General features: G+C 57.6%; 6 protein-coding genes, 2 tRNA genes, 4 rRNA genes and 1 other annotated feature. Of the genes, 2 read left to right on the forward strand and 10 right to left on the reverse strand.

Going from position 1 to position 12,104, the window contains the following annotated elements; genetic code table 11:
• Positions 1–829: a sequence feature (most likely nonfunctional fraction of RNA operon), on the forward strand.
• 111 nt (positions 830–940) lie between these two features.
• The 8 genes from ACWNCF_RS04655 to ACWNCF_RS04690 all read right to left on the reverse strand — a co-directional run bounded on the left by ACWNCF_RS04655 (position 941) and on the right by ACWNCF_RS04690 (position 9,409).
• Positions 941–3,817 (reverse strand): 23S ribosomal RNA (locus tag ACWNCF_RS04655).
• Positions 3,818–4,052: 235 nt separating this feature from the next.
• Positions 4,053–4,128: transfer RNA gene (locus ACWNCF_RS04660), tRNA-Ala, on the reverse strand.
• A gap of 28 nt (positions 4,129–4,156) precedes the next feature.
• Positions 4,157–4,233, reverse strand: a tRNA-Ile gene (locus ACWNCF_RS04665).
• Between the two features lie 83 nt (positions 4,234–4,316).
• Positions 4,317–5,845 (reverse strand): 16S ribosomal RNA (locus ACWNCF_RS04670).
• A gap of 433 nt (positions 5,846–6,278) precedes the next feature.
• A complete protein-coding gene (gene ampC / locus ACWNCF_RS04675; protein ID WP_449406207.1) occupies positions 6,279–7,427 on the reverse strand; it encodes a class C beta-lactamase in 1,149 nt (382 codons plus the stop codon).
• A gap of 100 nt (positions 7,428–7,527) precedes the next feature.
• Complete coding sequence (locus ACWNCF_RS04680) at positions 7,528–8,289, reverse strand: LytR/AlgR family response regulator transcription factor (protein WP_449406202.1); 762 nt, start codon at positions 8,287–8,289, stop codon at positions 7,528–7,530.
• A 3-nt stretch (positions 8,290–8,292) separates the two neighbouring features.
• Entirely contained in the window at positions 8,293–8,601 is a 309-nt protein-coding gene (locus tag ACWNCF_RS04685) for a hypothetical protein (RefSeq protein ID WP_449406203.1), read from the reverse strand.
• Positions 8,534–9,409 (reverse strand): sensor histidine kinase, encoded by an 876-nt coding sequence (locus tag ACWNCF_RS04690; protein ID WP_449406204.1) that lies wholly within the window; start codon positions 9,407–9,409, stop codon positions 8,534–8,536. Before ACWNCF_RS04690 ends, ACWNCF_RS04685 begins: the two co-directional genes overlap by 68 nt.
• Positions 9,410–9,567: 158 nt before the next feature.
• Between ACWNCF_RS04690 and bla the strand changes: the two genes are divergently transcribed.
• Together bla and ACWNCF_RS04700 are read left to right on the forward strand one after the other, a co-directional pair.
• Complete coding sequence (gene bla, locus ACWNCF_RS04695; protein ID WP_449406205.1) at positions 9,568–10,434, forward strand: subclass B3 metallo-beta-lactamase; 867 nt, start codon at positions 9,568–9,570, stop codon at positions 10,432–10,434.
• Positions 10,435–10,509: 75 nt separating this feature from the next.
• On the forward strand, positions 10,510–11,382 hold the full coding sequence (locus tag ACWNCF_RS04700) for an alpha/beta hydrolase (RefSeq protein WP_449406206.1): 873 nt from the start codon (positions 10,510–10,512) through the stop codon (positions 11,380–11,382).
• Here ACWNCF_RS04700 and rrf read toward each other — a convergent pair.
• Both rrf and ACWNCF_RS04710 read right to left on the reverse strand, forming a co-directional pair.
• Positions 11,382–11,494, reverse strand: a 5S ribosomal RNA gene (gene rrf, locus ACWNCF_RS04705). The two genes, ACWNCF_RS04700 and rrf, sit on opposite strands and share 1 nt — an antisense overlap.
• A gap of 125 nt (positions 11,495–11,619) precedes the next feature.
• Positions 11,620–12,104 (reverse strand): 23S ribosomal RNA (locus tag ACWNCF_RS04710); the annotation flags it as partial.

A 12,104-nucleotide genomic window follows, 5' to 3' on the forward strand; every position in this document is an offset into this window, starting at 1 on the left:
CGACACGAAGCAATCGGAAGTGGTTCCAAGAAAAGCCTCTAAGCTTCAGTCATACGAGACCGTACCGCAAACCGACACAGGTGGGCGAGATGAGTATTCTAAGGCGCTTGAGAGAACTCGGGAGAAGGAACTCGGCAAATTGGTACCGTAACTTCGGGATAAGGTACGCCCCGGTAGCTTGACTGCTTTACTGCATGAAGGGTGAAAGGGTTGCAATAAACTGGTGGCTGCGACTGTTTAATAAAAACACAGCACTCTGCAAACACGAAAGTGGACGTATAGGGTGTGACGCCTGCCCGGTGCTGGAAGATTAAATGATGGGGTGCAAGCTCTTGATTGAAGTCCCAGTAAACGGCGGCCGTAACTATAACGGTCCTAAGGTAGCGAAATTCCTTGTCGGGTAAGTTCCGACCTGCACGAATGGCGTAACGATGGCCACACTGTCTCCTCCCGAGACTCAGCGAAGTTGAAATGTTTGTGATGATGCAATCTACCCGCGGCTAGACGGAAAGACCCCATGAACCTTTACTGTAGCTTTGCATTGGACTTTGAACCAATCTGTGTAGGATAGGTGGGAGGCTTTGAAGCGGGGACGCCAGTTCTCGTGGAGCCAACCTTGAAATACCACCCTGGTTCGTTTGAGGTTCTAACCTTGGCCCGTAATCCGGGTCGGGGACAGTGCATGGTAGGCAGTTTGACTTAGCCTGACGATAACCTACTTTCACACTGGTTGCAGCACTATCATCGGCGCAAAGTCGTTTCACGGTCCTGTTCGGGATGGGAAGGGGTGGTACCGACTTGCTATGGTCATCAGGCATAACTTGTACGAGTGCCGCTTGCTGGGTGCATGCGTCACTCTGAATCTGGAAGAAGTAGTTTCTTAATCTGTTGTCTCAACAAACAGCTGAACCCTTGTATTGGCAATGACTGCCAAGGTTATAGGGACAAGCCGTACGGGCAATTAGTATCAGTTAGCTTAATGCATTACTGCACTTCCACACCTGACCTATCAACGTCCTGGTCTCGAACGACCCTTCAAGGAGCTCAAGGCTCCGGGAAATCTCATCTCAAGGCGAGTTTCCCGCTTAGATGCTTTCAGCGGTTATCTCTTCCGAACTTAGCTACCCGGCAATGCCACTGGCGTGACAACCGGTACACCAGAGGTTCGTCCACTCCGGTCCTCTCGTACTAGGAGCAGCCCCCTTCAAATTTCCAACGCCCACGGCAGATAGGGACCAAACTGTCTCACGACGTTTTAAACCCAGCTCACGTACCACTTTAAATGGCGAACAGCCATACCCTTGGGACCGGCTACAGCCCCAGGATGTGATGAGCCGACATCGAGGTGCCAAACTCCCCCGTCGATATGAACTCTTGGGAGGAATCAGCCTGTTATCCCCAGAGTACCTTTTATCCGTTGAGCGATGGCCCTTCCATACAGAACCACCGGATCACTATGTCCTACTTTCGTACCTGCTCGACTTGTCGGTCTCGCAGTTAAGCACGCTTATGCCATTGCACTATTAGCACGATGTCCGACCGTACCTAGCGTACCTTCGAACTCCTCCGTTACACTTTAGGAGGAGACCGCCCCAGTCAAACTGCCTACCATGCACTGTCCCCGACCCGGATTACGGGCCAAGGTTAGAACCTCAAACGAACCAGGGTGGTATTTCAAGGTTGGCTCCACGAGAACTGGCGTCCCCGCTTCAAAGCCTCCCACCTATCCTACACAGATTGGTTCAAAGTCCAATGCAAAGCTACAGTAAAGGTTCATGGGGTCTTTCCGTCTAGCCGCGGGTAGATTGCATCATCACAAACATTTCAACTTCGCTGAGTCTCGGGAGGAGACAGTGTGGCCATCGTTACGCCATTCGTGCAGGTCGGAACTTACCCGACAAGGAATTTCGCTACCTTAGGACCGTTATAGTTACGGCCGCCGTTTACTGGGACTTCAATCAAGAGCTTGCACCCCATCATTTAATCTTCCAGCACCGGGCAGGCGTCACACCCTATACGTCCACTTTCGTGTTTGCAGAGTGCTGTGTTTTTATTAAACAGTCGCAGCCACCAGTTTATTGCAACCCTTTCACCCTTCTGCAGTAAAGCAGTCAAGCTACCGGGGCGTACCTTATCCCGAAGTTACGGTACCAATTTGCCGAGTTCCTTCTCCCGAGTTCTCTCAAGCGCCTTAGAATACTCATCTCGCCCACCTGTGTCGGTTTGCGGTACGGTCTCGTATGACTGAAGCTTAGAGGCTTTTCTTGGAACCACTTCCGATTGCTTCGTGTCGCAAGGACACCCGTCTCGACCCCTTGAATTACGCGCCCGGATTTGCCTAAGCGCCTTCTATGAGTCAAAAACCAACTATTCCAACAGTTGGACAACCTTCCGCGATCCGTCCCCCCATCGCATCATACGACGGTGCAGGAATATTAACCTGCTTCCCATCAGCTACGCATCTCTGCCTCGCCTTAGGGGCCGACTCACCCTGCTCCGATGAACGTTGAACAGGAAACCTTGGGCTTTCGGCGAGAGGGCTTTTCACCCTCTTTATCGCTACTCATGTCAGCATTCGCACTTCCGATACCTCCAGCATCCTTTACAAGACACCTTCTCAGGCTTACGGAACGCTCTCCTACCATATGTGCAAGCACATATCCGCAGCTTCGGTGACTGGCTTAGCCCCGTTACATCTTCCGCGCAGGACGACTCGATCAGTGAGCTATTACGCTTTCTTTAAATGATGGCTGCTTCTAAGCCAACATCCTGACTGTTTTAGCCTTCCCACTTCGTTTTCCACTTAGCCAATCTTTGGGACCTTAGCTGGCGGTCTGGGTTGTTTCCCTCTTGACGCCGGACGTTAGCACCCGACGTCTGTCTCCCAAGCTCGCACTCACCGGTATTCGGAGTTTGCAATGGTTTGGTAAGTCGCAATGACCCCCTAGCCATAACAGTGCTCTACCCCCGGTGGTGATACTTGAGGCACTACCTAAATAGTTTTCGGAGAGAACCAGCTATTTCCAGGTTTGTTTAGCCTTTCACCCCTACCCACAGCTCATCCCCTAATTTTTCAACATTAGTGGGTTCGGACCTCCAGGGCGTGTTACCGCACCTTCATCCTGGCCATGGGTAGATCACCTGGTTTCGGGTCTACACCCAGCGACTGTCGCCCTGTTCGGACTCGATTTCTCTACGGCTCCCCTATTCGGTTAACCTCGCCACTGAATGTAAGTCGCTGACCCATTATACAAAAGGTACGCCGTCACCCCACGAAGAGGCTCCGACTGTTTGTATGCACACGGTTTCAGGATCTATTTCACTCCCCTCCCGGGGTTCTTTTCGCCTTTCCCTCACGGTACTGGTTCACTATCGGTCGATTACGAGTATTTAGCCTTGGAGGATGGTCCCCCCATATTCAGACAGGATTTCTCGTGTCCCGCCCTACTTGTCGTACGCTTAGTATCACCGTCTGAATTTCGTGTAAGGGGCTATCACCCTCTATGGCCAGCGTTTCCAAGCTGTTCCACTATTCAGTCGACTATCACGTACAAGGCTCTTCCCATTTCGCTCGCCACTACTTTGGGAATCTCGGTTGATTTCTTTTCCTGCAGCTACTTAGATGTTTCAGTTCGCCGCGTTCGCTTCGCATACCTATGTATTCAGTATGCGATGACCTAAAAGGCCGGGTTTCCCCATTCGGAAATCTGCGGATCAAAGTGTGTTTGCTCACTCCCCGCAGCTTATCGCAAGCTACTACGTCCTTCGTCGCCTGTAATCGCCAAGGCATCCACCATGTGCACTTATTCACTTGTCCCTATAACGTTGGCCCCTGCAGTCTTTCCGAAGGAAAGACGAGAAGGGAACGTCATATCGACAAGAGTTCAGCTTACTTTGTTTGTTGATACATACAGATTACTACCCTAAGTGTCCAATACATCTTTCGATGCGTTGAACGCTTAAAGAAAACTTTACTTCTTCCAGATTGTTAAAGAACGAGAACTACACTTACCTAAACCACTTGAGTCTTACGTAAATGCAGTGAACAAGAGTGGTGGAGGATGACGGGATCGAACCGACGACCCCCTGCTTGCAAAGCAGGTGCTCTCCCAGCTGAGCTAATCCCCCAGGGAATTACGAACGGCGCGGTGATGCCTGGTAGGGCTGGTTGGACTCGAACCAACGACCCCCGCGTTATCAACACGGTGCTCTAACCAGCTGAGCTACAGCCCCGAAAACTCTTCTCGTTTAACTTTATAACAGCCGATAAGCGTAGGCGCTTGATGACCGAGCTCGCGCTCGCAGTGCCACTCTAGAAAGGAGGTGATCCAGCCGCACCTTCCGATACGGCTACCTTGTTACGACTTCACCCCAGTCACGAATCCTACCGTGGTAAGCGCCCTCCTTGCGGTTAAGCTACCTACTTCTGGTAAAACCCGCTCCCATGGTGTGACGGGCGGTGTGTACAAGACCCGGGAACGTATTCACCGCGACATGCTGATCCGCGATTACTAGCGATTCCAACTTCACGCAGTCGAGTTGCAGACTGCGATCCGGACTACGATACACTTTCTGGGATTAGCTCCCCCTCGCGGGTTGGCGGCCCTCTGTATGTACCATTGTATGACGTGTGAAGCCCTACCCATAAGGGCCATGAGGACTTGACGTCATCCCCACCTTCCTCCGGTTTGTCACCGGCAGTCTCATTAGAGTGCCCTTTCGTAGCAACTAATGACAAGGGTTGCGCTCGTTGCGGGACTTAACCCAACATCTCACGACACGAGCTGACGACAGCCATGCAGCACCTGTGTTCAGGCTCTCTTTCGAGCACCCTCCAATCTCTCGGAGGTTCCTGACATGTCAAGGGTAGGTAAGGTTTTTCGCGTTGCATCGAATTAATCCACATCATCCACCGCTTGTGCGGGTCCCCGTCAATTCCTTTGAGTTTTAATCTTGCGACCGTACTCCCCAGGCGGTCTACTTCACGCGTTAGCTGCGTTACCAAGTCAATTAAGACCCGACAACTAGTAGACATCGTTTAGGGCGTGGACTACCAGGGTATCTAATCCTGTTTGCTCCCCACGCTTTCGTGCATGAGCGTCAATCTTGACCCAGGGGGCTGCCTTCGCCATCGGTGTTCCTCCACATCTCTACGCATTTCACTGCTACACGTGGAATTCTACCCCCCTCTGCCAGATTCAAGCCTTGCAGTCTCCATCGCAATTCCCAGGTTAAGCCCGGGGCTTTCACGACAGACTTACAAAACCGCCTGCGCACGCTTTACGCCCAGTAATTCCGATTAACGCTTGCACCCTACGTATTACCGCGGCTGCTGGCACGTAGTTAGCCGGTGCTTATTCTTCAGGTACCGTCATTAGCTCCAGGTATTATCCGAAACCGTTTCTTCCCTGACAAAAGAGCTTTACAACCCGAAGGCCTTCTTCACTCACGCGGCATTGCTGGATCAGGCTTGCGCCCATTGTCCAAAATTCCCCACTGCTGCCTCCCGTAGGAGTCTGGGCCGTGTCTCAGTCCCAGTGTGGCTGGTCGTCCTCTCAGACCAGCTACTGATCGTCGCCTTGGTGAGCCTTTACCTCACCAACTAGCTAATCAGATATCGGCCGCTCCAGGAGCATGAGGCCCGAAGGTCCCCCACTTTCATCCGTAGATCGTATGCGGTATTAGCGTAACTTTCGCTACGTTATCCCCCACTCTTGGGTACGTTCCGATATATTACTCACCCGTTCGCCACTCGCCGCCAGGTTGCCCCGCGCTGCCGTTCGACTTGCATGTGTAAAGCATGCCGCCAGCGTTCAATCTGAGCCAGGATCAAACTCTTCAGTTTAATCTCTGTTTTTGCTGCTTTCGCAGCAGATCGCTCACTCAAAATACTGACCGTTACTCATTGCTGAGCAACGTATTTCTTTTGTGTGAACATTTGATAATTTAAGCATTCAGCAGCACTTACGTGACTGCTGGCACCTCATCAAACGCCCACACTTATCGACTGTTGATTGTTAAAGAACTGTATTCGGTACTGCCTTGCTGCATCTGCGAATCGTTTTGTTCGTCAGCAGCAGAGGAGCGAGAGTATGCAGCACATCGTTTAACTCGTCAACCCCTCTTTTTCTTCAGCACAAGCGGCGTTGTCAAAACCCCGATTTCAACTGTTTGATTTAGCTGAAATTTCTTGCGCTGCAGAAGCAGGACGCGAACTATAGCAAAACCACGGGCGAGTGCGCAAGGGCGATTTGTCGCATCGGCGCGTATTGACGGTATCACGGCGCCAGTTGCTGGAGAATCGCATACGCGGCCTGCACCCGTGCCGGTATCGGGTAATTCTTATTGGCGAGCATGACGATTCCGACGCGATATTCGGGCACAAACAACACATAGGTGCCGAAACCGCGCGTGGCGCCGGTCTTGTTGAACAGCGTTCCGCGCGGCGGCGACTGCGGCGGCTGCAGCCGTGTGGCCGGATTCGGCTCGGTGCTCATCTTCGCTGAGTTCCCGGCCTGCAGGGCGGCCAGGGTCACGGGTGCACGGTATTGCTCCCAGCCGAGTCCCTGCACCATATCGCCGATCCGGAAGTAACCCTTGTGCGTGCAATCGATGGCGCGGCGCATCGGGGCCGGCAGGGCGCTCGCGTCGATGTTCTCCTGGACGAAACGGATCATGTCGGCGGCGCTGGACTTGACGCCGTATGTCTCGGCATCGAACACGCCCGGACTGACGCGCACGGGGTGGTTCGTCCTGTCGTAGCCCCAGGCGTAGTCGCCCATCGCACCGGACGGCACACGGATATAGCTGTGCTTCAGGCCCAGCGCGGGAAACAGCCAGCCCTCGACGGCGTCGGCAAAATCGACGCCCAATGCGCGCGCCGTCACGTGCCCGAACAGGCCGAGGCTGGGATTCGAATAACGGCGCTGCGTGCCGGGCGCCGCGTCCGGGCGCCACGCGCGGAAGTAGTCGATCATCTGCGCATCCGTCTCGATCTCGTCCGGGAATTGCAGCGGCAGACCGCCCGGCGTATAAGTGCCCAGTTCGAGCAGGCTCGCGCGGTCGATCGCGCTGCCCTTCAGCTGCGGCGTGTAGGCACCGGGATGATCGCCGAACGACAGCTTGCCGAGGTCCTGCGCGTGACAGGCCAGCGTCACAGTGAGGGTCTTGCTGACGGAGCCCAGTTCGAACAGCGTGTTCTCGGTGACGGGCACATGGCCCTGTTTCGACGCCTCGCCGTAATTGAAGAACATCGCGTGGCCATCGACGGTGACGGCGACCGCCATGCCGGGCACGTCGTGCTGCGCCATCAGCGGTTGAATAGCGCGATCGACCGCTGCGCGCACGGTGGCCGCATCGACGGCGCCGGCCGTCAGCGGCAGCAGGGACAGGCATGCGACGGCGATGGATCGCGTGGGACGTGACAGGGTAAGCAAAGCGTTCTCCGGATCGTTCATGACGAGCGACAGTATAGGCAGCGACCTACGTTCGCAGACAGCGCGGCCGTCCCGGCAAGACGGCACTTCGTCACATCGCCGACTTCAAGGCGCCCAGGTAACGCTCGCTGACGGCGACCGCGGCGCCGCAGCGCAGCGTGAGCCGATAGCCGCCATCGCCGACGGAATCCAGGCGCGCGATCTCGCCGCGCCTGACGATCACGCCGCGGTGCACGCGCAGGAAGTCGTCGGGCGCGAGCAGCGTCTCGAGGCGGTTCAGCGTAATGCGATGCAGGACCGTGCGCCCCGCCAGATGCAGTTCGACGTAATTGCCGGCCGATTCGATCCACAGAATGTCCGCCACGAGGATCTGTTCGATGCGGCCGACGGAGCGCACGTTGATCCGTTCCAGGGCTGCCTTCGCCTGGTCCGCGCCGGCGTCGACGTAATCGCGCAAGGCCGCGCCATACGCCTCGCGCTGGCGTTGTCCCAGCATCGCGCCGATGCGCTCGACGGCTTGGCTCAGGCGCGCGTCGTTCAGAGGCTTGAGCAGGTAGTCGAGCGCGTGGACTTCGAACGCATCGATCGCGTGTTCGCTGTAGGCCGTCACGAACACGATCAGCGGCGGCGCAGACAGGCGGCTGATCGCGCGCGCGAGCACGAGCCCCGATTCGGCCGGCATCTGGATGTCGAGGAAGATGACGTCGACGTCGTGGACGGACAGCGCCGCACGCGCGGCCGCGGTGCCGTCGCATTCGGCCGCGAGCAGCCAGTCCGGATGCGCCGCCAACGCGAGGCGCAGGTTGGCGCGGCTGGGCGCCTCGTCGTCGACGATCAGGTAACGCACCGTCATCGCTTACTCCCGCTCCAGCGGCAGGCGCACTTCGGCCACGAACCGGCCCTCCTGCAAATCCGTGCGCAGCGACGCGGTGGGATGCATGAGACGCAGCCGCTCGCGCGTGTTCGCGAGCCCGAGTCCGGCGCCGGGATTGGGAGAAGCATGCGCGCTGACGGGATTCGTGACCCGGATCGTAAGCGCGTCTCCATCGGCCACGAAGGCGAGGCGGATATCACTCGGCCCATCGCGGCAATCGAGATCATGGCGCAGCGCGTTCTCGATCAGCGGTTGCAGCAGCAGCGGCGGACAGTCGACGTCGTGCAGCAACCGCTCTTCCCCTTCGATGCGCACCTGCAGACCGGTCGCCGTAGCGCAGGCGTTGCAGGTCGAGGTAATCGCGCACGAACTGCAGCTCGGCGGCGACCGTGACCGTGTTGCGCACGCTGGCCGACAGCGCATAGCGCAACAGGTCGCTCAGGCGGCCGATGCCGCCGAGGGCCAGCGTGCGGTCGCCTTCGCGCACGAGGGCGCTGATCGCATTCAGCGCATTGAACAGGAAGTGCGGTTCGAATTGCGCGCGCAGGGCCAGCATGCGCTGTTCTTCCAGCGCGAGGCGCAGGTTGAGCATGTCGGTCTGGCTGCGCTGCCAAGCCAGTTCGCGCTCGCGCACCTGGCGCCAGTAATGGATGGCCAGGATCGCCGCAAAAGTACCGGTGGTCGAGAACCAGCCGACCAGCAGCATCTTCATCAACAGGCGGCGCGCGTCGTCGAGACTCGCGATGTGCAGGTAGCCGCGCAGCCACGCCATGTACGTCCATTGCGTGGGCTGGAACACGAGCACGAGGCCGACGAACAGCAGAAGCACGTTGTGCGGACGGGCGATCAATGTGGGCCAGCGCGCCAGTGCCATGCTCAGGCCTGCGCTCAGGACGATCAGCGGCACCGCGTACTCGATGAACCACGTCACCAGCAGGGACGGATAGTGGCTGTCCACGCCGAGGCGCAGGTTGTCGCTGTAGGTCTGCAAGGCGCCGAGCGCGCTGATCGCGGTCCACACGAGCACCACGATGACGAGGGTCCTGGCCGCGGGCGGTATCGCGGGATGGGGGATGGTCGTGTCGGCGTGCTGCGTCATCGGAAAAGTATAGCAGCGGCCTTGCCTGTCCGAAGACCGCAGGCGGCCGCTTCATCACGTGGAAGCGGCGTTTCGTCACGCAGGACGGGCCGTGGCGCCGCGCGGGTTGCAGAATCGGCGGCGCAATCACGATTCTTTATCAACTCTCACGCTACCCCATGAAAAACACGATACGCTTGGCCGCCGCCCTCCTGCTCGGCGGCGCTTCCGCTTCGGCTGGCGCCGGCGCGGCGGACTGGTATGCCTCCCAGGATCCGTTCGCCGTCTACGGCAATACGTATTACGTCGGCACCCGCGGCATCAGCGCCGTGCTGATCACATCGCCGGCCGGTCACATCCTCATCGACGGCGGCCCGTCCGGCGCGTCCGCGCAGATTGCTGCACACATCCGTCAACTCGGCTTCAAGGTCGAGGACATCCGCTACATCCTGAATGGACACGAGCACTTCGACCACGCCGGCGGCATCGCCGATTTGCAGAAGATGAGCGGCGCCGTGGTGCTGGCTAGTCCGGCGTCCGTCGAGGTGCTGCGGACAGGGCAGCCGGACAAGCGCGACGCGCAGTATCCCGGCCTGAAGCCAATGGACCCCGTCGCCAACACGCGCGCCGTGCGCGATGGCGAGGTCGTAAAACTCGGCTCGCTGGCCGTCACCGCGCGCTTCACGCCGGGCGCACGCTGGGTGCGTACCAGCTGGACGTGGCAGTCGAGCGAAGGCGGCAAGACGATGCACATCGTGTACGCGGACAGCATCAATGCGCTGGCCGCCGACGGCCGCAGCTTCAGCAGGAATCCGCTGTACCCGAATGCGCGGACGGACGTCGAACACTCCATCGCCACCGTCGAAGGACTGGACTGCGACGTGCTCGTGAGCGCCCATCCGGAAGGGAGCGACTTGTGGGAGCGGAAAGCGAAGCAGGCCGAACTCGGGGACGCGGCGTTCGTCGATCACGACGCCTGCCGCAAGTATGCGACAAACGCGCGTACCAGGCTGGAAGACGTGCTGGCGGCAGAGGCGCGCCCATGACGACGGTTCGCAAGCTGTTGTTGTTGTGTTGCTTCGCGTCCGGCCTGGCCTCGGCCGCAGGCACCTGCGCCGTATGTGCTCGACGAGACGGAAGTGCGCGAGGTGCACGCGCGCGCGCTGAACCGCGACTATCAGGTGTTCGTTGCGCTGCCGGATTCGTACCGTTCGTCGAACCGGCGTTATCCCGTGTTGTTCGTCACCGACGCCAATTACGCATTCCCGGTCGCGCGCGGTATCGCGCAGCGGCTGGCCAAGCATGCGGGCATGGAAGAGGTGATCGTCGTCGGCCTGTCGTATGCGCACGGCGACACTCCCGTGTACAGCCGCCGCCGCGACTACACGCCGGCCGTGCCGCGGCGCCAGGATTATGCCGCCGATATGCCGGGCCGGACGCCGGCGTTTGGCGAGGCGCAGGCTTATGGCCGCTTCATCGCCGCCGACGTCTTTCCGCTGGTCGCCGCGAACTATCGGGCCGACATGAGCCGCAAGATCTTTGTCGGCCATTCGTATGGCAGCCTGCTGGGCCTGCAGTTGCTGCCGAGTGAACCGCGCACGTTCGACCATTACATTCTCGGCAGTCCTTCGCTGTGGTTCGACCAGGGCGTGATGTTCGAACGCGAACAGGATTACGCAAAAGGGCACAACGATATGCCAGCTTCCGTGTTTTTCGGTATCGGCGGGCGCGAAACACTCGGCAAGGACCGGAAACGGTCGCGCACGGAAGAGAATGCGGACATGGTCGCGGATTTATGCCGACTTCGACGCTGCGCTCAAGTCGCACCGCTATCCGAACCTCAAAAGCAGGCTCGAAGTGTTTGCGGACGAGGATCATGCCAGCGTCTTTCCGCTGGTGTTGACCCATGGTTTGCGCGCGTATTTGAAGAAGGTGCGTTAGAAAGCAAAAAGCCCGCTCAGTATCGAACTGAGCGGGCTTCTGCATATAACTAGCCTGACGATAACCTACTTTCACACTGGTTGCAGCACTATCATCGGCGCAAAGTCGTTTCACGGTCCTGTTCGGGATGGGAAGGGGTGGTACCGACTTGCTATGGTCATCAGGCATAACTTGTACGAGTGCCGCTTGCTGGGTGCTTGCGTCACTCTGAATCTGGAAGAAGTAGTTTCTTAATCTGTTGTCTCAACAAACAGCTGAACCCTTGTACTGGCAATGACTGCCAAGGTTATAGGGACAAGCCGTACGGGCAATTAGTATCAGTTAGCTTAATGCATTACTGCACTTCCACACCTGACCTATCAACGTCCTGGTCTCGAACGACCCTTCAAGGAGCTCAAGGCTCCGGGAAATCTCATCTCAAGGCGAGTTTCCCGCTTAGATGCTTTCAGCGGTTATCTCTTCCGAACTTAGCTACCCGGCAATGCCACTGGCGTGACAACCGGTACACCAGAGGTTCGTCCACTCCGGTCCTCTCGTACTAGGAGCAGCCCCCTTCAAATTTCCAACGCCCACGGCAGATAGGGACCAAACTGTCTCACGACGTTTTAAACCCAGTCGTGCATGCGAACAGCCATACCTTACGTCCGGCTTCAGCCCCAGGCGCTGGTCATGGCCGAACATGAACTCCCCCGTCTTAACCTTAGGTGCTGGATCATCCAACTAACTCCTCCGTTTTAACCTTAGCAATACGTAACTGAACGAAGTACGTACATAA

Source organism: Massilia phosphatilytica (assembly GCF_977014125.1).

Bases quoted from the DNA above. Each gene is read 5' to 3' on its own strand.
- ACWNCF_RS04680 (WP_449406202.1), bottom strand. From the start codon at position 8,289: ATGACGGTGCGTTACCTGATCGTCGACGACGAGGCGCCCAGCCGCGCC.
- ACWNCF_RS04690 (WP_449406204.1), bottom strand. From the start codon at position 9,409: ATGACGCAGCACGCCGACACGACCATCCCCCATCCCGCGATACCGCCC.
- bla (WP_449406205.1), top strand. From the start codon at position 9,568: ATGAAAAACACGATACGCTTGGCCGCCGCCCTCCTGCTCGGCGGCGCT.